At 54.4% G+C, this 21,744-nt stretch carries 22 protein-coding genes; 7 read left to right on the top strand and 15 right to left on the bottom strand.

The genetic code is table 11. From position 1 onward, the window contains the following. Positions 1-17 precede the first annotated feature (17 nt). Positions 18-620 (bottom strand): LysE family translocator, encoded by a 603-nt coding sequence (locus tag ACFL9S_RS01490; protein ID WP_405259915.1) that lies wholly within the window; start codon positions 618-620, stop codon positions 18-20. A 60-nt stretch (positions 621-680) separates the two neighbouring features. Between ACFL9S_RS01490 and ACFL9S_RS01485 the strand changes: the two genes are divergently transcribed. The 3 genes from ACFL9S_RS01485 to ACFL9S_RS01475 all read left to right on the top strand — a co-directional run bounded on the left by ACFL9S_RS01485 (position 681) and on the right by ACFL9S_RS01475 (position 2,888). Continuing rightward, positions 681-1,697: a hydrolase gene (locus ACFL9S_RS01485; RefSeq protein WP_405259914.1), complete on the top strand. Its 1,017-nt coding sequence runs from the start codon at positions 681-683 to the stop codon at positions 1,695-1,697. Further along, complete coding sequence (locus ACFL9S_RS01480; RefSeq protein WP_405259949.1) at positions 1,697-1,915, top strand: YheU family protein; 219 nt, start codon at positions 1,697-1,699, stop codon at positions 1,913-1,915. Before ACFL9S_RS01485 ends, ACFL9S_RS01480 begins: the two co-directional genes overlap by 1 nt. 103 nt (positions 1,916-2,018) lie before the next feature. Beyond that, the gene (locus tag ACFL9S_RS01475; RefSeq protein ID WP_405259912.1) at positions 2,019-2,888 is read left to right on the top strand and encodes a phosphoribulokinase; all 870 of its coding nucleotides are present in this window, start codon (positions 2,019-2,021) and stop codon (positions 2,886-2,888) included. Positions 2,889-2,909: 21 nt separating this feature from the next. Here ACFL9S_RS01475 and ACFL9S_RS01470 read toward each other — a convergent pair whose 3' ends face one another. Together ACFL9S_RS01470 and ACFL9S_RS01465 are read right to left on the bottom strand one after the other, a co-directional pair. Beyond that, a complete protein-coding gene (locus ACFL9S_RS01470; RefSeq protein WP_405259910.1) occupies positions 2,910-4,082 on the bottom strand; it encodes an amidohydrolase in 1,173 nt (390 codons plus the stop codon). 2 nt (positions 4,083-4,084) lie between these two features. After that, positions 4,085-5,287 (bottom strand): MFS transporter, encoded by a 1,203-nt coding sequence (locus ACFL9S_RS01465; protein ID WP_405259908.1) that lies wholly within the window; start codon positions 5,285-5,287, stop codon positions 4,085-4,087. A 181-nt stretch (positions 5,288-5,468) separates the two neighbouring features. Between ACFL9S_RS01465 and ACFL9S_RS01460 the strand changes: the two genes are divergently transcribed. Further along, a complete protein-coding gene (locus ACFL9S_RS01460; RefSeq protein ID WP_405259906.1) occupies positions 5,469-6,353 on the top strand; it encodes a LysR substrate-binding domain-containing protein in 885 nt (294 codons plus the stop codon). A 1-nt stretch (position 6,354) separates the two neighbouring features. On the opposite strand, the gene ACFL9S_RS01455 is transcribed toward ACFL9S_RS01460, so the two are convergent. Continuing rightward, positions 6,355-6,762, bottom strand: a complete 408-nt coding sequence (locus tag ACFL9S_RS01455) for an OsmC family protein (RefSeq protein ID WP_405259904.1) — start codon at positions 6,760-6,762, stop codon at positions 6,355-6,357. 369 nt (positions 6,763-7,131) lie between these two features. On the opposite strand from ACFL9S_RS01455, the gene crp reads away from it, so the two are divergent. Together crp and ACFL9S_RS01445 are read left to right on the top strand one after the other, a co-directional pair. Continuing rightward, positions 7,132-7,764, top strand: a complete 633-nt coding sequence (gene crp / locus ACFL9S_RS01450; RefSeq protein ID WP_000242758.1) for a cAMP-activated global transcriptional regulator CRP — start codon at positions 7,132-7,134, stop codon at positions 7,762-7,764. Between the two features lie 58 nt (positions 7,765-7,822). Further along, positions 7,823-9,904, top strand: a complete 2,082-nt coding sequence (locus tag ACFL9S_RS01445) for a YccS/YhfK family putative transporter (RefSeq protein ID WP_405259902.1) — start codon at positions 7,823-7,825, stop codon at positions 9,902-9,904. Positions 9,905-9,913: 9 nt separating this feature from the next. On the opposite strand, the gene ACFL9S_RS01440 is transcribed toward ACFL9S_RS01445, so the two are convergent. From ACFL9S_RS01440 to ppiA, 3 genes are all read right to left on the bottom strand, one after another. Continuing rightward, positions 9,914-11,131 (bottom strand): aspartate aminotransferase family protein, encoded by a 1,218-nt coding sequence (locus ACFL9S_RS01440; protein WP_405259901.1) that lies wholly within the window; start codon positions 11,129-11,131, stop codon positions 9,914-9,916. 86 nt (positions 11,132-11,217) lie between these two features. Next, positions 11,218-11,796 carry an aminodeoxychorismate synthase component II gene (locus tag ACFL9S_RS01435; RefSeq protein ID WP_405259899.1) on the bottom strand — a complete coding sequence of 193 codons (579 nt, stop codon included), beginning with the start codon at positions 11,794-11,796 and terminating at the stop codon, positions 11,218-11,220. Positions 11,797-11,855: 59 nt separating this feature from the next. Then, a complete protein-coding gene (gene ppiA, locus ACFL9S_RS01430) occupies positions 11,856-12,428 on the bottom strand; it encodes a peptidylprolyl isomerase A (protein ID WP_405259897.1) in 573 nt (190 codons plus the stop codon). Between the two features lie 276 nt (positions 12,429-12,704). Here ppiA and tsgA point away from each other — a divergent pair, with 276 nt between their 5' ends. Then, positions 12,705-13,889: an MFS transporter TsgA gene (gene tsgA / locus ACFL9S_RS01425; RefSeq protein WP_405259895.1), complete on the top strand. Its 1,185-nt coding sequence runs from the start codon at positions 12,705-12,707 to the stop codon at positions 13,887-13,889. 102 nt (positions 13,890-13,991) lie between these two features. Here tsgA and ACFL9S_RS01420 read toward each other — a convergent pair whose 3' ends face one another. From ACFL9S_RS01420 to aroK, 8 genes are all read right to left on the bottom strand, one after another. Next, positions 13,992-15,269, bottom strand: a complete 1,278-nt coding sequence (locus ACFL9S_RS01420; RefSeq protein ID WP_405259892.1) for a cytosine deaminase — start codon at positions 15,267-15,269, stop codon at positions 13,992-13,994. A gap of 141 nt (positions 15,270-15,410) precedes the next feature. Further along, a complete protein-coding gene (trpS, locus tag ACFL9S_RS01415) occupies positions 15,411-16,415 on the bottom strand; it encodes a tryptophan--tRNA ligase (RefSeq protein WP_405259891.1) in 1,005 nt (334 codons plus the stop codon). 17 nt (positions 16,416-16,432) lie between these two features. Continuing rightward, positions 16,433-17,110: a phosphoglycolate phosphatase gene (locus ACFL9S_RS01410; RefSeq protein ID WP_405259890.1), complete on the bottom strand. Its 678-nt coding sequence runs from the start codon at positions 17,108-17,110 to the stop codon at positions 16,433-16,435. Further along, the gene (gene rpe, locus ACFL9S_RS01405; protein WP_405259887.1) at positions 17,094-17,780 is read right to left on the bottom strand and encodes a ribulose-phosphate 3-epimerase; all 687 of its coding nucleotides are present in this window, start codon (positions 17,778-17,780) and stop codon (positions 17,094-17,096) included. The genes ACFL9S_RS01410 and rpe overlap by 17 nt, the downstream gene beginning before the upstream one ends. Before the next feature lie 38 nt (positions 17,781-17,818). After that, complete coding sequence (dam, locus tag ACFL9S_RS01400) at positions 17,819-18,637, bottom strand: adenine-specific DNA-methyltransferase (RefSeq protein ID WP_405259885.1); 819 nt, start codon at positions 18,635-18,637, stop codon at positions 17,819-17,821. Positions 18,638-18,762: 125 nt separating this feature from the next. After that, positions 18,763-19,746: an SPOR domain-containing protein gene (locus tag ACFL9S_RS01395; RefSeq protein ID WP_405259884.1), complete on the bottom strand. Its 984-nt coding sequence runs from the start codon at positions 19,744-19,746 to the stop codon at positions 18,763-18,765. 92 nt (positions 19,747-19,838) lie between these two features. Further along, positions 19,839-20,927, bottom strand: a complete 1,089-nt coding sequence (aroB, locus tag ACFL9S_RS01390; protein ID WP_405259883.1) for a 3-dehydroquinate synthase — start codon at positions 20,925-20,927, stop codon at positions 19,839-19,841. Between the two features lie 53 nt (positions 20,928-20,980). Next, positions 20,981-21,502: a shikimate kinase AroK gene (aroK, locus tag ACFL9S_RS01385; protein ID WP_048917675.1), complete on the bottom strand. Its 522-nt coding sequence runs from the start codon at positions 21,500-21,502 to the stop codon at positions 20,981-20,983. Between the last annotated feature and the right edge of the window lie 242 nt (positions 21,503-21,744).

Below are 21,744 nucleotides of genomic sequence, written 5' to 3'. Positions count from 1 at the left end.
ACGCCTCGCCCGCGGTATTAATGCCAGATCAACAGCACGCAGGCCGCCGTGAGTAACCCCATAAACACATTGAAAATAGTCCAGGCCCGGCGACTACGCAGAATGCGACCAATCAGCGTGCCGAAACCTAACCAGATCACCCCGGACACCAGATTGACCAGCGCCATGCCGATACTGATGGCAATCACCGAGTTTTTGTAGGCTTCACCGGCCAGGCTGAAGCTGGCCACGGCACCCAGTGCCATTAGCCAGGCTTTCGGGTTAATCAGCTGCAACAGGCCGCCCTGCCAGAACGGCATTGGTGCTGCGGGTGCAGTGCCCGTTTCCAGCTTTTCGTATTCCGCACTGCCGATTTTCCACGCCAGCCAGAGCAGATAGACACTACCTGCTACCTTGAGGAACAGATGAAGGGAAGGATAAAGCAGAATCAATCCGCCCACGCCAAAGGCCACCATCAGCAGCATCACCTGCATCCCGATCATAATGCCGATCAGTAACATCAGAGAGCGCAGAAAACCAAAGTTAGCACCTGAGGCGGTGAGTAACATATTATTAGGGCCTGGCGTAATCGCCGCGACCCACAGAAAACCCAACATTGATAAAAACAGACTCAGTTCCATAGAACGGGTGCTCCCCACCCCTCTGAAAAATTAACAACCTGACGAAGCTAACAGCGTGCTATGGATCCTACAAGCTCTTACCCGATAAATTTTAGTCCCCTGACGGATAACGCTTTTCGCCCACTACCAGGCACCAGCAATCCGCATCTGCAAACCCTTTTGCCGCGCCTGCTGCGTCGCCGTATTACCCTGAAACCGCACTGGCAGCGCCTGACGTTACCGGACAGCGATTTTGTTGATCTTGCCTGGAGTGAAGACCCGGCTGGTGCACGTGATAAACCCCGAGTGGTCCTGTTCCACGGACTGGAGGGCAGTTTTCACAGCCCTTATGCGCATGGCCTGCTGCAGGCGTGGAAAGATCGCGGCTGGCTTGGCGTCGTGATGCATTTTCGCGGTTGCAGTGGCGTACCGAACCGGCTCAACCGCATCTATCATTCGGGCGAAACCGAGGATGCCAGCTACTTTCTGCAATGGCTGCGTGATGAATGGGGCCAGGTACCTACCGCAGCGGTGGGCATTTCGCTGGGTGGCAACATGCTGGCCTGCCTGATGGGCAAGCAGGGAGAAGCGTGCCAGCTGGATGCTGGCGTGGTGGTGTCTGCCCCGCTCATGCTGGAACCCTGCAGCCAGCGGCTTGAACAGGGGTTTTCACGCGTCTATCAGCGTTATTTGCTGGGGCTACTGAAACAGAATGCCGAACGCAAACTCCGCGCGTGGCCGGGAACACTCCCCATCGATCTGGCGCAGCTTAAATCGCTGCGTCTGCTGCGCGACTTTGACGATGCGATTACCGCTCGCGCACACGGTTTTGCTGATGCCAGCGACTATTATCGCCGTTGCAGCGCCATGCCGCTGCTGCCCGGCGTGCGTAAACCTTTACTGGTGATCCACGCTAAAGATGACCCTTTTATGACCCCTGAGGTGATCCCTGACCCGGCATTACTGCCCGCCTGCGTCGAGTACCAGCTGACGCAATACGGTGGACATGTTGGCTTCGTTGGCGGCACCCTGCGTAAACCGACTCTGTGGCTGGAACAACGCATCCCTCAGTGGCTTAACACCTGGCTGGAGAAATGATGATTATTCCGTGGAAAGACCTCGATCGTGAAACGCTCGATAACCTGATTGAATCCTTCGTGCTGCGTGAAGGCACCGACTATGGCGAACAGGAACGATCGCTCACACAGAAAGTCGACGATGTGCGCCGCCAGCTCAATAGCGGCGAGGTGGTGCTGGTGTGGTCGGAACTGCATGAATCCGTCAACATCATGCCGCGCGGCCACTTCCGTGAATAAGCAGTCGTGAATAGGCAGTCGTGAATAAGCAGTAATGACTTGGACGGGTAAAACATGTTACCTATGATCCGTCCGTCCGATCTATTGAAGGGAGTTGCACGCCATGTCAGCCAAACATCCGGTCATCGCCGTCACCGGCTCCAGCGGGGCGGGAACCACCACCACCAGCCTGGCGTTCAGGAAGATTTTTCAGCAGTTAGATCTGCGTGCAGCCGAGGTCGAAGGGGACAGTTTCCACCGTTTTACCCGCCCGGAAATGGATATGGCGATCCGCAAAGCGCGCGATATGGGAAAGCACGTCAGCTATTTTGGCCCTGAAGCCAATGATTTCGGCCTGCTGGAAAAGACGTTCAGCGAATATGGCCGAAATGGCACCGGACAATCCCGCAAATATCTGCACACCTATGATGAAGCGGTGCCGTGGAATCAGGTGCCGGGCACCTTTACGCCCTGGCAGCCCTTGCCTGAACCGACTGATGTTCTGTTTTATGAAGGGCTGCACGGCGGTGTCATGACGCCACAGCACAATGTGGCAGACAAAGTGGACCTGCTGGTAGGCGTAGTGCCGATCGTTAACCTGGAGTGGATTCAGAAACTGGTGCGCGACACCGGTGAACGCGGTCACTCACGTGAAGCCGTCATGGACTCTGTGGTGCGATCAATGGAGGACTACATTAACTTTATTACGCCACAGTTCTCCCGCACCCATATTAACTTCCAGCGCGTACCCACGGTGGACACCTCTAACCCCTTTGCGGCACGCGGTATCCCGTCTCTGGATGAAAGCTTTGTCGTCATCCACTTCCAGGGGCTGGAAGATATCGATTTCCCCTATCTTCTCTCCATGTTGCAGGGCTCATTTATCTCCCATATCAAAACCCTGGTGGTGCCGGGTGGAAAAATGGGGCTGGCGATGGAGCTGATTATGGGGCCACTGGTCAAACGCCTGATTGAAGGGAAAAAAATCGGCTGACCCCATTCCGGGCAAACGCAGTTACTGCATCAGCAGGTGATGAATAATGCCAACATGCAGGCTGACGCCAATTTTCAGGACATCTTCGTCAAGACGGAAATGAGGGTTATGCAGTCCCCAGCAGGCCCCTTTTTTCTTATTGCCAGACCCAACCCACAGGAAGCATCCCGGCACCACCTGCTGATAGGCAGAGAAGTCCTCACAGCCGAACATCGGATGATGCATGTTCTGTAACGCCTCTGTCCCCTGCATGGCAATCACGATCTCCCTCGCTATCTGGCAGGCTTCTGGGTGATTCACGCCTGTGGTGTAACCCGGTGTCCATTTCAGCGCATAACTGCCCCCAACGGCCTGCGTCATACCATCCAGCAATTGCGACATCATCTTCGGCACCGCGTTGCGGTTGTGCTGGCTTAGTGTGCGCAACGTACCGCGCAGATGGACTTTATCGGGGATCACATTGTAACCGCCATCGGCCAGGAAACTCGCCACCGTCAGCACGGTCCCATCGTTAGCATCCAGCCTGCGTGACACGATCTGTTGCAACGCCTGAACCACACCCGTGCCCATCACCAGCGGATCGATACTCTGCTGCGGCATCGCCGCATGGGAACCTTTACCTTGCAGGATCACATCGAAGTTATCGCTCGCCGCGCTGAATACACCCTCTTTTATCGCGACCTGCCCGGTGGGCAAGCCAGGAAACACATGCAGACCAAAGATCATTGATACGTCTTCCAGTACACCGAGTGTGATCAGCTCGCTGGCCCCGCCCGGCGGCACCTCTTCCGCATGCTGAAAGATAAAGCGAACTTTACCGACGATCTTCTCCTGCTGCTGGCACAGCACCCATGCAGCCCCCATCAGCATTGCCGTATGAGCATCATGTCCGCAGGCATGCATCACCCCACGATTGCGCGAGGTAAATGGCTCCTGATTCAGCTCTTCAATCGGCAACGCATCCATATCGGCACGCAATGCAATACAGCGATCGCCATGCGGCCCGGCAAGCTCAGCAATCACGCTATTCGGCGTGGGTCGGGTGAGCGTTAGCGGGCCAAATTTTGCCAGTTCAGCCGCCACGTAATCTGCCGTGCCCTGCTCGTGAAAAGAAAGCTCGGCGTTAGCATGAATATGACGGCGCCATTGCAGCACCATTGATTCGACATCCTTAATCAAATTCCTGGTATTCATCATCACTCCTGGATTGATTGACAACATTGCCCCTGCTGGTTGGGAAGAAGGATCAGACCCGCCAGCACGGTCGATAACATGAGAAACAGGAAAGAAGTCAGATAACTCCCCTCTCCAGCCGCCAGTAAATAGCCCATCGCGACCGGCCCAACAAAGCCACCCAGCACGCCACCCGCGTTTAATAAACCAATAACAGAACCGATCATGTCAGGGGGAAAACGCTTCATTGGCAGAGTGAAGCAGGTAACAAATGCACAGATCATGGCGATATTGCAGAGGAACAACATCCACATCGTCACCATCGTCGAGTCCCAGACATAGACTGCCATCATGGCAACCGCAGCCACCAACGTGGCAACACAAATAACCCAAGGCTCACGCCCGGCCATATAACGCCCGACAAACCAGCCACTGGCCAGTGATGACAAGCAGCATCCGATACCGGAGAGACTCATGATTCCGCCAATAGTCGGGAGATCCAGATGATCGCGCTGCACCAGAAAGCTCGGTAGCCAGCTCAGTAAGCTATATAACGGGATATTTATCAGAAAATTTGCCATGAAAAGTTGCCAGAAAAGCGGCTGGCGCAGGCTATGCCACAGGCTGGCACGGGCAATGCGGGGCGTACCATCAGGGGGGAGGACCGCCGCAGGTAACAGCAATCCCATACTGACCGCCGCGATCGCGACCAGCCCTCCCAGAATGAGAAATGCATGGTGCCAGTCAGTGCGATGGAGTGCCCATACCGCCAGCAAAGGCCCGACGGCCATCGCTAATCCCGCTGTGGAAAGCAGCACCGATTGTGCAAACGTACGGTGATGCACAGCGAAATTTGATGAGACGGCTTTTGCGCTGGCGCTGGGGTAACCTGAGTGCCCGATCCCCGCCATAAAACGAAATACCATCAGCAGGCTCAGACTGGTACCCAGCCAGCCAAACAGAAGCGCGCACAGTGCCACTATTGACAGGGAAAGGATAAGCACACGCCGATAGCCCAGCCGATCGTTTAACCACCCTGCTGGGAACTGAGATAATGCATAGGACAGAAAAAAGATGCCGCTGATATAACCCACTTGTTGAGGCGTGAGGTGAAACTCATCACGTATCGGCAACAGAGCAAACCCAATCACTGTTTTATCTATATAGACAAGTACATAGCCCGTAAATAGCAGGAACAGCGTCAGAAAACGTGATGTAATCTTCATTAGTCACTCCCCTAATAACTGATAAAAATCATTGAATTACCATTAACCACATTTAAAAAAAGTATTGCACCGCCATGCAGGTAAGCAGACTCTGCTTAACAACATCGTGGATTTAAGGCAGCAACATAAGATGAATTTTTTAGTGTGGTGATAACGGCCGGGCATCAGGGAAGGAGCAAATATGCGGTATTTACCAAAAATGCAGCAGCTACGGATATTTCAGGAAGTGGTCAATCAGGGCAGTATTCGGGCCGCAGCACGCATGCTGGGACAATCTCAGCCCGCCATCAGCCGGACCTTAAAAGAGCTGGAATATATGCTGGAAACCTCACTGTTCGTGCGCAGTCCGCTGGGCATTACGCTGACGCCAAGCGGCCAGCTGTTTGTCGTGCGCTCACGGAGGATCCTTGAGGAGTTAAAACGGGCAGGTGATGAAATCCGTTTTCTCCACACGCAACATAGCGTCGTGAAAGTGGCACTGAATGACATTTTGTCACTGACAGTGCTGCCTGAGGTACTGGAACAATTCCATCAGCAGCTGCCGTTGACCCGCCTGTATGTCCAGGATCGCAGCCTGCCCTCTCAGCTGTTAGCGGGTGAACTCGATTTTGCGGTTTCTCCGCAACCTGAGGTGTTACCGGACGGGCTGGCGATACAACCGTTATTTAAGACCTCACTGAATGTTGTGGCGAACCGACATCACCCGCAGGTACAGACGAACGATCTGCAACAATTGAGAGGGAGTAAGTGGCTTTTCGCCGGAGAAGAGAGCGAGGTGGCCGTCAGGCTGGACGCGCATCTGGCGACTTTCTTTCAACAGCTGGAGCAGCCGCCTGTCTATACGCATTCACTCTCGCACGGGTTACAGCTGGTGCAGCAGGCAAACTATCTTATGTTGCTGCCACACCCGCTGTTGATCCGGTTTAATTCCACACTGCGGGCACTCGCCATCCCGGCGCTCCCTTCACTGCACTATGCCGCTGTGTGGCCAAAGCAATCTCCACTCACCGCCAGCGCGCAGCGCTTGCTGATGCTAATCCGTCAGGCATGCAAGCAGCTCACCTGAATCAGGCGAGGTCGATAACCTCAAAGCTGTGGCTAATTTTCACTGCGTTCCCCAGCATGATCGCCACCGAGCAATATTTCTCAGCAGAGAGATCGACCGCACGTGACACCGCTTTATCGCCCAGCGCTTTGCCACTGACAATAAAGTGCAGGTTAATATGGGTGAAAATTCGCGGTGCCTCTTCACGACGTTCCGAGGTCAGTTTGACTTCACAATCAGCAACATCGTGGCGGCCTTTCTGCAGAATAGACACCACATCAATAGCACTGCATCCCCCAGCCGCCATCAGCACCATTTCCATCGGGCTGGGCGCTTTATCCCCGGCATTACCATCCATCAAAACCTGATGGCCGGATGAGGATTCGCCCAAAAACGTCATCCCTTCAACCCACTTAACGCGTGCTTGCATCACAAAATCCTCTCATTGATTCAGTTACCGCAGAGTACGCTGCACTAACAAAAACGGCAACGCTGCCGTTTTAGAACTATGCTGAAGCGAGACAACAGAAGACAGTCTTGTAAAGCTGTGCTACAAACGAAGCTGCAATATTTTACTGGCATAACAATGCACGGTAAAAACGGGACGACAGCACGAGCCATGCTCTTAACAGAGGCCCGTATAATTTTCCTATGGGAACGCTTGAATATTTCAACGCCTTGCAGGGATACATACCCTGATACCCACAAATATTTCGTGTTTCAGTTCAGCGGCAACGCCTCTGAAGGACGCAGAATTCAGGGTATATTTAGGCACGATTACAACAGAGGATAACAGCGAATGGTTCTCGGCAAACCGCAAACAGACCCTACACTCGAATGGTTCCTGTCACATTGCCATATTCACAAATATCCATCCAAAAGCACTCTGATTCATCAGGGTGAGAAGGCGGAAACCCTCTATTACATCGTTAAAGGATCGGTAGCGGTGTTAATCAAGGATGAAGAAGGCAAAGAGATGATCCTCTCCTACCTCAATCAGGGCGACTTCATTGGCGAACTGGGCCTGTTTGAAGAAGGTCAGGAGCGTAGTGCGTGGGTACGTGCGAAAACAGCCTGTGAAGTGGCTGAAATTTCCTACAAAAAATTCCGTCAGTTGATTCAGGTGAATCCTGACATTCTGATGCGCCTGTCTTCACAGATGGCGCGTCGCCTGCAAGTGACATCAGAGAAAGTGGGCAATTTAGCTTTCCTTGATGTGACCGGACGCATTGCCCAGACGTTGCTGAATCTGGCAAAACAACCGGATGCCATGACGCACCCGGATGGAATGCAGATCAAAATCACCCGTCAGGAGATCGGCCAGATCGTCGGCTGCTCCCGCGAAACGGTGGGTCGTATTCTGAAAATGCTGGAAGATCAGAACCTGATCTCCGCACATGGTAAAACCATTGTTGTTTACGGCACTCGTTAACCGGCTCTGAACCCACGGCGCGACCCTCAGTCGCGCCGTTTTTTATTTGGTGTGGCTCATGTGGCGGAGAATTATCTATCACCCGGAAGTTAACTACGCACTCAGGCAAACGCTGGTGCTCTGTTTACCCGTGGCGATCGGCTGGATGCTGGGCAACCTGCAAAATGGCCTGCTGTTCTCATTAGTCCCCGCCTGTTGTAATAATGCCGGCCTTGATACCCCGCACAAACGCTTCTTTAAACGCCTGATCGTCGGCGGTTGCCTGTTTGCCTTCAGTAGCTTTTTGATTCAGTACGCCGGGGCCGAAGCGGTGCCACTGCCCGTGATCCTGCTGGTCATGGCACTCTTGCTTGGCGTGACTGGTGAGATCAGCCCGCTGCACGCGCGCCTGCTTCCGGCATCGTTGATTGCCGCTATCTTCACACTCAGCCTGGCCGGGCGCATGCCCATGTGGCAGCCACCGCTGCTGTTTATTCTCGGCACCGTCTGGTATGGCGCATTTAACTGGTTCTGGTTCTGGCTGTGGAAAGAGCAGCCGATGCGCGAAACCCTCAGCCTGCTCTATCATGAACTGGCTGATTATTGCGAAGCGAAATACAGCCTGTTAACCCAGCTGACCGATCCCCAAACCGCCCTGCCGCCGCTGCTGGTCCGCCAGCAGAAAGCCGTCGACCTGATTAACACCTGTTACCAGCAGATGCATATGCTGGCCGCCAGTCGCGACAGCCATTATCAGCGTCTGACGCGTGCATTTCAGGTCGCACTGGATTTGCAGGAGCATATTGCCGTTAGCCTGCACCAGCCGGAGGAAGTGCAAAAGCTGGTGGAGCAGAGCCACGCCGAGGCGGTGATCCGCTGGAATGCGCAGACGATTGCCACCCGCCTGCGGGTACTGGCTGACGATATCCTCTACCACCGCTTCCCTGAACGTTTCACGATGGAAAAACAGCTTCAGGCACTGGAGAAAATCTCCCGTCAGCACCCCGATAATCCGGTCGGTAACTTCTGTTACTACCACTTCAGCCGCATCGCCCGCGTGCTACGCACCCAGCATCCGCTGTACCGTCGCGACCTGATGGCTGACCGCCAGCGCCGCCTGCCGCTGTTCCCTGCGTTGAAAAGCTATCTGTCGCTGAAGTCCTCTGCCCTGCGTACCGCCGCACGCTTCGCCGTGATGCTGACCTTTGCCAGTTCGCTGGCCCTGTTCTTCAATCTGCCGAAACCTTACTGGATCCTGATGACGGTGATGTTTGTCAGCCTCAACGGCTACAGCGCTACCCGCGTCCGTATCCAGCACAGGGCGCTGGGAACGCTGGCCGGGCTGGCGATTGCCGCTGCCACACTCGGTTTACATGCCCCGGAATCCTGGGTGCTGCTGGTGATGTTGCTGATCACCCTGGTGAGCTACCTGTTTATCCGTAAGTTTTATGGCTGGGCCACCGTGGGATTCACCGTCACGGCGGTGTATACGCTGCAACTGCTGTCGCTAAACGGTGCGCAGTTCCTGCTGCCTCGCTTAATGGACACGCTAATGGGCTGTCTGATTGCCTTTGGCGGCATGATTTGGCTGTGGCCACAGTGGCAGAGTGGGTTGATGCGCCAGAATGCGCACGATGCGCTGGAGACCTATCAGGAGGCATTACAGAAGCTGCTGGGCAGCGAACAGGATGCGGAGAAACTGGCCTATCAGCGGATGCGGGTGAATCAGGCGCACAATGCGCTGTTTAACTCACTGCATCAGGCGATGCAGGAACCGGGCTTTAATTCACGCTACCTGGCCGATATGCAGCTGTGGGTCACCCACAGCCAGTTTATTGTTGAGCATATCAACGCCATGACGATTCTGGCGCGGGAACATACCATGCTGACGCCAACGCTGGCAGAGCGCTATCTGCAATCCTGCGAAATTGCCCTGCAACGCTGTCAGCAGCGTCTGGAGTATGACGGGCCGGACTCGGGCAGCAATGTACTGGATGCCCCCGAGGATTTCCATCAGGGACCCGTGACCATCATGGAACGACACGTGAAGCGTATTCTGGGTCACCTCAGCGTGATGCACACCATTTCGTCCCTGACCTGGAGCCAGCGCCCACATCATGGCCGCTGGCTATCCCGACGACTACGTAAATCGAAAACGTAGAAACGGGCCTTATTTCAGAACATTTTCGACCGCTGTCGCAAACCGTGCCATACCTTCGGCGATATCAGTTGGCTCAATCACCAGTGAAGGCGCAAAACGCATCACGTCCGTTCCGGCGACCAGCACCATCACACCGGCCTCTGCCGCCGCGTTAAGAATATCGCGCGCTTTACCGGCGTGCTGAGGTTTCAGCTCCGCGCCCATCAGCAGGCCTTTGCCACGAATATCGCTGAACAGATCGAAACGAGCATCCAGCGCCTGCAGCGCATCAACGAACAGCTGACGGCGCTCTTCCACACCTTCCAGCACCTCTGGGGTATTGATGATATCGAGCGCCGCTTCAGCGACTGCACAGGCCAGCGGATTGCCGCCATAGGTAGTGCCGTGCACGCCAGGCGCCATGACCGAGGCAATGTCGTTGGTGGTTAGCATGGCACTGACCGGGAAACCACCGCCCAGCGCTTTGGCTGTGGTGAGGATATCCGGCTGCACGCCGTAATGTTCATAGGCAAACAGTTTACCGCTGCGCCCCATACCGCTTTGCACTTCATCCAGAACCAGCAGCGCATTATGTTCATCACAGAGCTGGCGCAGCCCCTGCATAAATTCTGGTGTCGCGGGCATCACGCCCCCTTCACCCTGGATCGGCTCGACCACAATCGCGCAAGTATGATCGTCAATCACCGCTTTGACCGCAGCCAGATCGTTAAACGGCACGTGGACAATATCGGCAGGTTTTGGCCCGAAACCATCGGAATACTTCGGCTGACCGCCCACGGACACCGTAAACAGCGTGCGGCCGTGGAAGGCGTTATGGAAGGCAATGATTTTACTTTTGAACGGGCTGTGACGTTTGGTGGCGTAGTAACGCGCCAGCTTAAACGCCGCTTCGTTCGCTTCCGCGCCGGAGTTAGCAAAGAATACGCGTTCGGCAAAAGTCGCGTTGATCAGCTTGGTCGCCAGACGCAGCGCAGGTTCGTTAGTAAAGACGTTGCTGGTATGCCACAGGGTTTCACCCTGGGTTTTTAATGCCTCAACCAGCGCCGGATGGCAATGCCCGAGAGCGGTAACCGCGATACCGCCGGAGAAATCGATGTACTCTTTTCCCTGCTGATCCCACACGCGGCTGCCTTTGCCTTTGACCGGCACAAACTGTGCTGGTGCATAAACAGGCAAAATAACCTCATCGAACGTTGCACGTGTTACCGCTAATTTTTCCGCCGCCATTCACTACCTCGCCATTTATTCTTTTCAGGGATATGAAAATATAGTCATAAAATATGCATAAAAAGTCACGCAAAGGCAAACGTTAATCAGCGTTTGAGGAAATTAGCCAGCAGCTGATGCCCCTGCTCACTGAGGATGCTTTCCGGGTGAAACTGCACCCCTTCCAGCGCGAGCGTGCGGTGGCGGAAGCCCATGATCTCATCAGGCTGACCATTCTCATGCAGGGTCCAGGCGGTGACTTCAAATTCAGCGGGCAGACTGCCGTTTTCCACAATCAATGAATGATAGCGGGTCACGGTCAGTGGATGATTCAGCCCGGCAAACACACCGCCATCACGGTGTTCAATCGCTGATGTTTTGCCGTGCATCACCTTGCGCGCACGCACCACGCGGGCGCCAAAGGCCTGCGCGATCGCCTGATGTCCCAGACAAACGCCAAGAACAGGCAATTTTCCAGCGAAGTAGCGTATAGCCTCAAGAGAGATGCCGGCTTCAGTGGGCGTGCAGGGACCGGGGGAGATCACCAGATGTTCCGGGGCCAGCGCGTCAATCTCAGCGAGCGTGATCTCGTCATTGCGGCGTACGCACACCTCGGCCCCCAGCTCAGAAAAATACTGGTAGAGGTTCCAGGTGAAGGAGTCGTAATTGTCGATCAGCAGCAGCATGGTGGGCTCGTTACAGCAGGGCCGCCAGCAGACGGCCCTGACAGAATGCCATTAGAGAATTATGGCAGTACTTTGGCAGACAGAATGACCACCGGGGTCACCGGTACATTCTGGTAAGGGCCAAAGGTTTTCGTCTGAACCTGGGCGATCTTATCGGCCACGTCCATTCCCTTCACCACTTTACCGAAGACGGCATAACCAAAATCGCGCTGACCATGATCGAGGAAGGCGTTATCCGCCACGTTGATAAAGAACTGGCTGGTGGCACTGTCCTTCTCAGCCGTGCGCGCCATTGAGATGGTACCGCGTTTATTTAACAGGCCGTTATCTGCCTCATTTTTAATCGGCGGTTTAGGTTGTTTCTGCTGCATGTCGGCGGTGAATCCCCCGCCCTGCAACATGAAACCTGGGATCACGCGGTGAAAAATGGTGTTGTTATAAAAACCACTGTTCACGTAATCCACAAAATTAGTCACCGATACCGGTGCTTTCTGGTTGTTCAGTTCCAGTTCGATAGTACCGGCGGAAGTGGTCAGCAGCACATGCGTGTCCCCCTTCGCGGCAATAGCGGAGGCAGAGATCGTCGACAGGGCGAGAACGGTCGCCACTGCGGTCAAAGTACGTTTCAACATGAAAGATTCCTTACTGAGTGCAACAAACCATAAAAACAACGCTGATTGTAAAGAGGCACTTACCAACGCGCCAGCGTTTTACCTTTATTTACGCTGCAAACATCCTGAAGCAACCCGGCTAAGAGAAGTCCGAATGGTGATAATGATCACGTTATGAATGAAATATGAAGATATTCATTTCATTAAAGATTTAAGCAGATCACGAATATCGTTAAACTTCTCCCGTTTACCACGGGCATTCCGCCCGATGATTTCTCTTTCAAACAGGTTTCCACTATGACAAATCGCAATCGAATTGGGCTTACCTGGATCAGCTACTTCTCTTATGCGCTGACCGGTGCTGTGGTTATCGTTACCGGTATGGTGCTGGAGAATATTGCTGCTTACTTCCAGCTGCCCGTGGCACAGATGAGTAATACCTTCACCTTCCTGAACGCCGGTATCCTGCTGGCGGTATTCCTTAACGCCTGGCTGATGGAAATTGTGCCACTGAAGCGCCAGCTTATCTTCGGCTTTGTGCTGATGGTACTGGCCGTGCTGGGCCTGATGAACAGCCACAGCCTCACCGTCTTCTCTCTGTGCATGTTTGTGCTCGGGGTGGTGAGTGGTATCACCATGTCCATCGGTACGTTCCTGATCACCCATCTGTATGAAGGACGTCAGCGTGGCTCTCGCCTGCTGTTTACCGACTCCTTCTTCAGCATGGCGGGGACCATTTTCCCGATTATTGCGGCCGCTATTCTCGCGCGCTCACTGCCGTGGTACTGGGTCTACGCCTGCATCGGCGTGATCTATGTCGCCATCTTTGTTCTGGCACTGTGCTTTGAATTCCCGGTGCTGGGCAAGAAAGCCACCCGAGGTGAGCCTGTCGTAAAAGAGAAATGGGGCGTGGGCGTGGGCCTGTTGGCTGTCGCGGCACTGTGCTACATCCTCGGTCAGCTTGGTTTTATTGGTTGGGTGCCACAGTACGCCACCAAAAGTATGGGTATGGATATCGGCCAGGCCGGGGGGCTGGTTGGTAACTTCTGGACCGCGTATATGATTGGTATGTGGGCGTTCAGTGCCATTCTGCGCTTCTTCGATCCGCAGCGCATTCTCACCGTGCTGGCACTGGCCGCGACGGCGCTGATGTACTGGTTTATCACCACCACGGATGCCTCGATGCTGAAGTGGATCATGCTGAGCCTGGGCTTCTTCTCCAGCGCTATCTACACCACTATCATCACGCTGGGTTCATTGCAGACCAAGGTCGCTTCGCCGAAGCTGGTGAACTTCATCCTGACCTGCGGCACCGTCGGCACCATGCTGACCTTCGTGGTCACTGGCCCGATCGTAGAGAAAGGCGGCGCACACGCGGCGCTGGCAACCGCTAACGGTCTGTATGCCGTGGTCTTTGTGATGTGTCTGCTGCTGGGCTTCGTCAGTAAGCACAAGCTGCACGGACATATGGGTTCACATTAAAAAGTATCTTTAGGGGCAGACCTTCTTTTCCGGTCTGCCCGAATTTAGGTACACATCCTCGCTACGGGGCGACCGGAAGAAAAGGCAGCCCCTACCGTCGCTTTATCGCTTGAAATCCACCTTTTCACTCTCATCCAGATGGATCACGCTGGTGGCGGGCGCCGTCTCGGCGATCACCCGTCCATGACGGATGGAGTAGCGCACCGGCACCTGACGGCGTAAAGCATCAAAACCGCTCTCCGCAGGCAGGATCACCAGGTTAGCGCTGTTACCGCATTGAATCCCATAGTCCTTCAGTTGCAATGTTCTGGCGCTGTGGGTGGTAATCAGCTTAATCCCTGCATCCAGCTGCTCGTATCCCATCAGCTGGCACACGTGCATTCCCATATGTAATACCTGCAACATGCTGGCAGTCCCCAGGGGATACCAGGGATCGAACACATCATCGTGACCAAAGCAGACATTGATGTCCGCCTCCAGCATCTCTTTCACCCGTGTAATGCCCCGGCGCTTCGGATAGGTATCGAAACGGCCCTGCAAGTGAATATTCACCAGCGGGTTAGCCACAAAGTTAATCCCGGAGAGCTTCAGCAGTCGGAACAGGCGAGAGGTGTAAGCGCCGTTATAGGAGTGCATCGCGGTGGTATGACTGGCCGTCACGCGCGGCCCCATCTGTTCACGGTGCGCCAGTGCCGCAACGGTTTCAACAAAGCGCGACTGCTCATCATCAATCTCATCGCAGTGCACATCCACCATGCGCTGATACTTTTGCGCCAACGCGAAAGTACGGTGCAGTGACTCAACGCCGTATTCGCGGGTGAACTCAAAATGTGGTATCGCCCCCACCACATCCGCTCCCAGCTGTAATGCCTGTTCCAGCAGCGCTTCGCCATCGGGGTACGACAGGATCCCCTCCTGCGGGAAGGCCACCAGCTGGATATCCACCCACGGCGCCATCTCCTGCTTCACTTCCAGCATCGCTTTCAGCGCAGTCAGCGTGGGGTCAGAAACATCAATGTGGGTGCGCACATGCTGAATACCATTGGCGATTTGCCACTTCAGCGTCTGACACGCACGCTGCTTTACATCGTCATGCGTCAACGTCGCCTTACGCTCTGCCCAGCGCTCAATGCCTTCGAACAGCGTACCGGACTGATTCCAGGCTGGTTCGCCCGCGGTCTGCGTGGTGTCCAGATGAATATGCGGCTCAATAAACGGAGGGAAGGCCAGCCCGCCTTCGGCGTCCAGCGCTTCACCGCTGAGACTTGTTTGTGGCTGCGGCACGATATTCACAATTTTGCCGTGCTGGATCTCAATCTGCCACAGCCCTTCACGCCCCGGCAGGCGAACGTGATTGATCCACTGTAATGTAGCTTGCATGGAAGCCCTCCGTTATCAACAAGATGCTTTAACCCTATCACTGTTCAGAGTGAGTGAAGGGAATTTGTGGGGGTTTTTGCGGGGAAATAAAAAGGGCGACCGTGAATCACGATCGCCCTGGTATGTCAGGCTCAACAGATTTTATGGCTGAGCAACAAAGCCGATAGCGTCATAGACCTTTTTCAGGGTCTCCTGCGCACGCGCACGCGCTTTCGCCGCGCCGTCACGCATCACCTGCTCAAGGAAAGCTTCATCACTGCGGTAACGGTGATAACGCTCCTGCAACTCACCGAGCATGGCTGATACAGCATCCGCAACCGCCCCTTTCAGGTGACCATACATCTGGCCTGCAAACTCGGCTTCCAGCTCAGTAACCGACTTACCGGTCACACCCGACAAGATATCCAGCAGGTTCGACACACCCGGCTTCTCTTTCACATCGTAACGCACGACGGGTGGCTCATCGCCATCGGTCATTGCACGTTTAATCTTCTTCACGACCGACTTCGGATCTTCCAGCAGGCCGATAACGTTATTGCGGTTATCGTCAGACTTGGACATTTTCCTGGTCGGCTCCAGCAGCGACATCACGCGCGCGCCGGATTTAGGAATAAACGGCTCTGGCACGGTAAAGATGTCGCCGTACAGCGCGTTAAAGCGCGAAGCCACATCACGGCTCAGCTCCAGATGCTGTTTCTGGTCTTCACCTACCGGCACCTGAGTGGTCTGATACAGCAGGATATCTGCCGCCATCAGCACCGGATAGTCAAACAGACCCGCGTTAATATTTTCTTCGTAACGTGCGGATTTGTCTTTGAACTGAGTCATACGGCTCAGCTCACCGAAATAGGTGTAGCAGTTCAGGATCCAGCCAAGCTGCGTATGTTCAGGTACGTGCGACTGAACAAAAATGGTGCTTTTCTGTGGGTCGATGCCGCAGGCAAGGTAGAGTGCCAGCGTATCAAGCGTGGCCTTACGCAGTGCAACCGGGTCCTGGCGAACCGTGATGGCGTGCAGGTCAACGATGCAGTAGATGCAGTGATAGTCATCCTGCATCTGTACCCACTGACGCAGCGCACCCATATAGTTACCGATGGTCAGTTCACCTGAAGGCTGTGCGCCGCTAAATACGATGGGTTTGCTCATGTTTCCGTCCTGAATAATTACAGCCCGAGTGCGGGCAACAAATCGTTAAAGTGATCAAGCGTGACGTCGGGCTGACTGGTGGCAATAGGCTCACCGTAGTTATAACCGTACGTCAGGCCAATGCAGGGACATCCTGCCGCCTGCGCAGCCTGAATATCATTGCGCGAATCGCCAACAAATACTAACTCTCCCGGCAGCAGGCCAAACTTGCCCAACACCAGAAACAACGGTGCAGGATGCGGTTTCTTCGCTACCACATCATCGCCACCAATAATCAGGGAGAAGAAGTCGGCAATGCCGAGCGATTGCAGCAGCGGGGCAACAAACGGCGTGGGCTTATTGGTGACCAGCGCCATTGGCAGGTTATGCGCCGCCAGTGCGGCCAGCGTCTCTTTGACGCCAGGATACAGCAGGCTGCCGCCGTCTACGCTGTGTGCATAGTGCTTATCCAGCAGCACGCGCGCATCAGACAGCAAGCCGCTCTGCGGGGCATGACCCAGCGCCCACGTCAGGGCGCGTTCGATAAGAATATCCGCCCCGTTGCCAATCCAGGTAGACACCCGCTCAACACCCGCCGCGGGCAGGTTCAACTCAGTAAGCGCGCCATCAACGGCACTCGCCAATCCTGGTGCGCTATCTGTCAGCGTGCCATCAAGATCAAAAGCGAGGGCGCGGACGTTAGTGAAATGACCCATGACGAGACTTCTCCAGCTCAGTGCGCATATCATCGATCACTTTCTTGTAATCGGGATGACCAAAGATGGCTGAACCGGCAACAAACATATCGGCACCCGCTGCGGCAATCTCACCAATGTTGTCCGCTTTGACGCCGCCATCCACTTCCAGGCGAATGTCATAGCCGCTCTGGTCGATCAGCTTGCGTACCTGGCGCAATTTATTCAGCGTGCCAGGAATAAATGACTGACCACCGAAGCCCGGGTTCACGGACATCAGCAGGATCACATCCAGCTTATCCATGACATAATCAAGCACGCTGAGCGGCGTTGCCGGGTTCAGCACCAGGCCTGCTTTGCAGCCATGCTCTTTAATCAGTTGCAGCGTGCGGTCTACATGCTCAGACGCTTCGGGATGGAAGGTGATATAGCTGGCACCCGCCTTGGCAAAATCAGGTATCAAACGGTCAACCGGTTTGGCCATCAGATGGACATCGATCGGCGCAGTGACGCCATAATCGCGCAGGGCTTTTAACACCATCGGTCCCATCGTGAGATTGGGAACATAATGATTATCCATCACATCAAAGTGAACCACATCACCGCCAGCAGCCAGTGCTTTAGCAGTGTCTTCGCCCAGGCGGGCAAAATCTGCGGAAAGAATTGATGGGGCAATTAAAAACTGTTTCATCCGTTTCTCCCTGGTTGTGCCTGACGTTCAGGCTGTCATCACCGGCCAGTATACAATGCCAGTAATTCATTGACCTTACTTCGCGTGTTGCCACTGCGGCTGATCGAACGACGCACTTTGATTTCGTGCAAGATAGCCCCCTCGTACCACTCACGCGTGAGTGGCGTATCGTGGTTCGAGATCAGCACGGTAATACTGTGCTCGTTGGCCAGCATGGTAGCCAGTTCGACCAGATGCTGTTGCTCACGCATACTGAAGCTGTTGGTGTGGTACGCCGTAAAATTCGCGGTGGTGGAGAGCGGAGCATAAGGGGGATCGCAATATACCACCGCTCCCTTTTGCGCTTTTCTCAGCGTAACATCGTAAGACTCACAGACAAAAGTCGCCTGCTGCGCCCGTTCGGCGAACCAGTAAAGCTCATCTTCCGGGAAGTAGGGCTTGCGGTAACGACCAAATGGCACGTTGAACTCACCGCTCAAATTGTAACGGCACAAGCCGTTATAGCAGTGTCGGTTGAGATACAAAAACAGCACCGCACGTCGATAATCATTGCGACACAGATTGAATTCTTTGCGATAGGTGTAGTACACCGCCGAATCATTCGTTTCTGGAACGAACAGCCTGCGCACGTCTTCCACGAACTCATCTGTGCGCTCTTTGACGATGTTATAGAGGTTAATCAGGTCGTTGTTAATGTCTGCAAGAATGTACTTTGAGTACTGGGTGTTAAGAAATACCGAGCCAGCCCCAACGAAGGGTTCGATTAAACAGTCCCCTTCTGGGAGGTGGCGTCGGATATCATCGAGCAACGGGTACTTGCCACCTGCCCACTTCAAGAAAGCGCGATTTTTTTTCATGCTGTCGTTAATTACTTTTACTCATCAGGCTGTGGTTACACCGACAGCATATCTGCGCTTTGAATGCTCTGCGTGCCAGCGGCACGCACACACACTAAGGATGCGCCGGGTTGCCCCGGCAAGGGTTATTTACCCGCTTCTTTTTTTATCTGGCTAACCGGTTTTACCCAGGGATTCTGAGCACGAACTTCTGCCGGTAAGGTGGCAACAGCACGTTTAGCATCGCCGGAAGTCGCATAAGAGCCACTCACCAGCACATACCAGGGCTGTCCGTTACGCGTGGTCTGATAGACATGATAGCCGCTCAGATTTTGTTTTTTCGCCCACGCATTCAACGTGTCAGAACGCGATGCACTGCTCAACTGCAGCGTAAAGTTACCGCCCGGCGTGCTTGCGCTACGCGAGGCTGGCGCGATCTGACTGGCTGCTGAAGCTGGTTTGCTCTCTTTCACCGCAGGCTTGCTGGCCGCAGGCGTATGGGCCGCAACCGGTTTATTCTGGTGCGTCGCCGTCGGGCGTGGAGCCGTAACAGGTTTATTGTTCGCCGGGCGTGGGGTTTCTGCCCCTGGTGCTACCGTAGCAGCCGCCGTCGGCAATGAAGACTGCCCCTGACCCGCCTGCGCTGCCGCATCAACCTGCCCTTGCTGGTCATTCAATGCGTTATTCAGATCGCCTGGCAGCTCGATACGCTGTTGATTTGGCGGTGTCTGCACCGGCTGTGCTTCTGTCGGCGTTGGGGAGATCGGTGGAACACCCACATTCTGAGACGAATCCGGCTGAGTATTATTCGCGGTTGGGCTGGTTTCAGACGTGGCTGGCTGGCCTGGCTGGCCGCTCATTGAAGAGGACCCGGAGAGATCGATATTCTTATCACCACCTGAGTTAGCCGCAGGCGTCGTTGCAGGCTGTTTCGCACTGCTGCTATCAGGTGATTTCAACGCAGACCCAATACCTAACACAAGCAACAGCAGAACCAGGATACCCATTCCCATCATCATATGCTGCCGGGATACAGGGACTTTTGGTGCAGACGATGTTTTGCGCGACCGCGTCGGTCGGCGGTCGCTGGTGTCAGGTTTTAACTCGTCTTCCGGTTTAAACTCGTCCATTTAACCTCCTCCCATAGAGCGGCAATGCCGTTCGAGCCCTGTGAACGGCTATACGTCAGAAAGCAACCAGCAGACCTGGTTACAGATAATCGCTATGGCTTTTGACAATCCTGAATGGATGCAAGAACCATATCATGTGGCACTCCGCTGCGCACTTCGGCTTTGCCGATGGCCAGAGGAAGAATCAGACGCAGTTGGCCAGCCAGCACTTTTTTATCACGCATCATATGCGGCAGGTAGTCAGCCGCTGCCATGCTTTCTGGCCCATGCACCGGTAACCCGGCACGCTGTAACAACGCGATAATACGGTCTGTGTCTTGCGAACTGAACTGACCAAGGCGTTCAGCGTTGCGTGCAGCCATCACCATTCCGGCAGCCACCGCTTCGCCGTGCAGCCAGTTGCCGTAACCCATATGAGCTTCAATGGCGTGGCCATAGGTATGCCCAAGATTCAGCAACGCACGCTGCCCGTGCTCATGTTCATCAGCCGCTACGACTTCGGCTTTCAACTCACAGCAACGGCGAATGCAGTACGCCATCGCCGTGCCATCCAGCGCCAGTAAGGCATCCAGATTGTTTTCAAGCCAGGTGAAGAATTCACCGTCAAGGATGATGCCGTATTTGATCACTTCTGCCAGCCCGGAAGAGAGCTCACGCGCTGGGAGAGTGTTCAGGCAGTCAAGATCAACCACCACCGAGACAGGTTGATAAAATGCCCCGATCATGTTTTTGCCTAACGGATGATTGACGGCGGTTTTCCCCCCCACAGAGGAGTCAACCTGCGACAGCAGCGTGGTTGGCACCTGGATAAAGCGCACGCCACGCTGATAGCTGGCGGCGGCAAATCCGGTTAAATCACCAATCACACCGCCACCCAGTGCCACCAAAGTGGTATCCCGGCCATGAGGTTTGGTCAGTAACGCGGTAAAGACCTGATCCATCACGGTCAGCGATTTAAACTGCTCACCGTCCGGCAGGATCACCTGATCGACTACCACGCCCGCGCCTTCAAGGCGTGAACGCAACGAGTCAAGATAGAGAGGAGCCAGCGTCTGGTTGGTTACCAGCATGACCTGATCGCCCGCTTTAAGCGGCCAAAAAGAAGCCGGATCTGCGAACAACCCGGCGGCGATGGTAATGGGGTAACTGCGATCCCCAAGAGTTACGGTAATCCTCTCCATGACGCTGTATCACCTTTTTTGCTGTGCCCACAAGTGGGCCGTCAGAGCCTGAATCAGCTCTTTTCCAACATATTGATAATCTGATTAGCCACCACTTTCGCACTTTGATCGTCAGTACGAATGGTTACGTCGGCAATCTCTTCATACATCGGATTGCGTTCATCGGCTAATGCTTCCAGCACTTCACGCGGTGGAGAATCCACCTGCAACAGCGGACGCTTTTTGTCGCGCTGAGTACGTGCCAGTTGCTTTTCGATAGTCGTTTCAAGATAAACCACTACGCCACGGGCGGAGAGACGATTGCGCGTTTCGCGCGACTTGACGGAACCGCCACCTGTCGCCAGCACAATGCCCTGCTTTTCAGTGAGTTCATTGATGATTTTTTCTTCGCGATCGCGGAAGCCTTCTTCGCCTTCGACGTCAAAAACCCAGCCCACATCCGCTCCGGTACGTCGCTCAATTTCTTGATCGGAATCGAAAAATTCCATATTGAGTTGTTGAGCTAACTGACGCCCAATAGTGCTTTTGCCGGCACCCATAGGCCCAACCAGAAAGATATTGCGTTTCTCTGCCATTTTTTCGGTATTACTAAGACAATTCGTTGATGATACCCCGCCTTAAACCAGGCAGGACATGAACTGAAACCTCATGAGCGATAGTGTGAGAGTCAGATGAAAATTATCTCAACACTGAAGGTGTTTTGGCAACCGATTAAATTTACCTTGCCCATTGCACGCAATATTTTGGCGCGTTTCAGTCCGCTTCATTTATCAGCCGGATGTGGTTGCATCGGCTACGCCGGTTGCGCGCGATAAAA

The sequence above is a fragment of the Erwinia sp. AnSW2-5 genome (assembly GCF_045107195.1).
Lineage (GTDB): Bacteria > Pseudomonadota > Gammaproteobacteria > Enterobacterales > Enterobacteriaceae > Erwinia.
The sequence above is the reverse complement of the archived record's forward strand: the minus strand, read 5'-3'. Positions and strand labels throughout refer to the sequence as shown.

What these genes read in the sequence shown, in the direction of transcription:
- ACFL9S_RS01490 (WP_405259915.1), bottom strand. Translation starts at nt 620, where the DNA reads ATGGAACTGAGTCTGTTTTTATCAATGTTGGGTTTTCTGTGGGTCGCG.
- ACFL9S_RS01485 (WP_405259914.1), top strand. Translation starts at nt 681, where the DNA reads ATGGATCCTACAAGCTCTTACCCGATAAATTTTAGTCCCCTGACGGAT.
- ACFL9S_RS01480 (WP_405259949.1), top strand. Translation starts at nt 1,697, where the DNA reads ATGATTATTCCGTGGAAAGACCTCGATCGTGAAACGCTCGATAACCTG.
- ACFL9S_RS01475 (WP_405259912.1), top strand. Translation starts at nt 2,019, where the DNA reads ATGTCAGCCAAACATCCGGTCATCGCCGTCACCGGCTCCAGCGGGGCG.
- ACFL9S_RS01470 (WP_405259910.1), bottom strand. Translation starts at nt 4,082, where the DNA reads ATGAATACCAGGAATTTGATTAAGGATGTCGAATCAATGGTGCTGCAA.
- ACFL9S_RS01465 (WP_405259908.1), bottom strand. Translation starts at nt 5,287, where the DNA reads ATGAAGATTACATCACGTTTTCTGACGCTGTTCCTGCTATTTACGGGC.
- ACFL9S_RS01460 (WP_405259906.1), top strand. Translation starts at nt 5,469, where the DNA reads ATGCGGTATTTACCAAAAATGCAGCAGCTACGGATATTTCAGGAAGTG.
- ACFL9S_RS01455 (WP_405259904.1), bottom strand. Translation starts at nt 6,762, where the DNA reads ATGCAAGCACGCGTTAAGTGGGTTGAAGGGATGACGTTTTTGGGCGAA.
- crp (WP_000242758.1), top strand. Translation starts at nt 7,132, where the DNA reads ATGGTTCTCGGCAAACCGCAAACAGACCCTACACTCGAATGGTTCCTG.
- ACFL9S_RS01445 (WP_405259902.1), top strand. Translation starts at nt 7,823, where the DNA reads ATGTGGCGGAGAATTATCTATCACCCGGAAGTTAACTACGCACTCAGG.
- ACFL9S_RS01440 (WP_405259901.1), bottom strand. Translation starts at nt 11,131, where the DNA reads ATGGCGGCGGAAAAATTAGCGGTAACACGTGCAACGTTCGATGAGGTT.
- ACFL9S_RS01435 (WP_405259899.1), bottom strand. Translation starts at nt 11,796, where the DNA reads ATGCTGCTGCTGATCGACAATTACGACTCCTTCACCTGGAACCTCTAC.
- ppiA (WP_405259897.1), bottom strand. Translation starts at nt 12,428, where the DNA reads ATGTTGAAACGTACTTTGACCGCAGTGGCGACCGTTCTCGCCCTGTCG.
- tsgA (WP_405259895.1), top strand. Translation starts at nt 12,705, where the DNA reads ATGACAAATCGCAATCGAATTGGGCTTACCTGGATCAGCTACTTCTCT.
- ACFL9S_RS01420 (WP_405259892.1), bottom strand. Translation starts at nt 15,269, where the DNA reads ATGCAAGCTACATTACAGTGGATCAATCACGTTCGCCTGCCGGGGCGT.
- trpS (WP_405259891.1), bottom strand. Translation starts at nt 16,415, where the DNA reads ATGAGCAAACCCATCGTATTTAGCGGCGCACAGCCTTCAGGTGAACTG.
- ACFL9S_RS01410 (WP_405259890.1), bottom strand. Translation starts at nt 17,110, where the DNA reads ATGGGTCATTTCACTAACGTCCGCGCCCTCGCTTTTGATCTTGATGGC.
- rpe (WP_405259887.1), bottom strand. Translation starts at nt 17,780, where the DNA reads ATGAAACAGTTTTTAATTGCCCCATCAATTCTTTCCGCAGATTTTGCC.
- dam (WP_405259885.1), bottom strand. Translation starts at nt 18,637, where the DNA reads ATGAAAAAAAATCGCGCTTTCTTGAAGTGGGCAGGTGGCAAGTACCCG.
- ACFL9S_RS01395 (WP_405259884.1), bottom strand. Translation starts at nt 19,746, where the DNA reads ATGGACGAGTTTAAACCGGAAGACGAGTTAAAACCTGACACCAGCGAC.
- aroB (WP_405259883.1), bottom strand. Translation starts at nt 20,927, where the DNA reads ATGGAGAGGATTACCGTAACTCTTGGGGATCGCAGTTACCCCATTACC.
- aroK (WP_048917675.1), bottom strand. Translation starts at nt 21,502, where the DNA reads ATGGCAGAGAAACGCAATATCTTTCTGGTTGGGCCTATGGGTGCCGGC.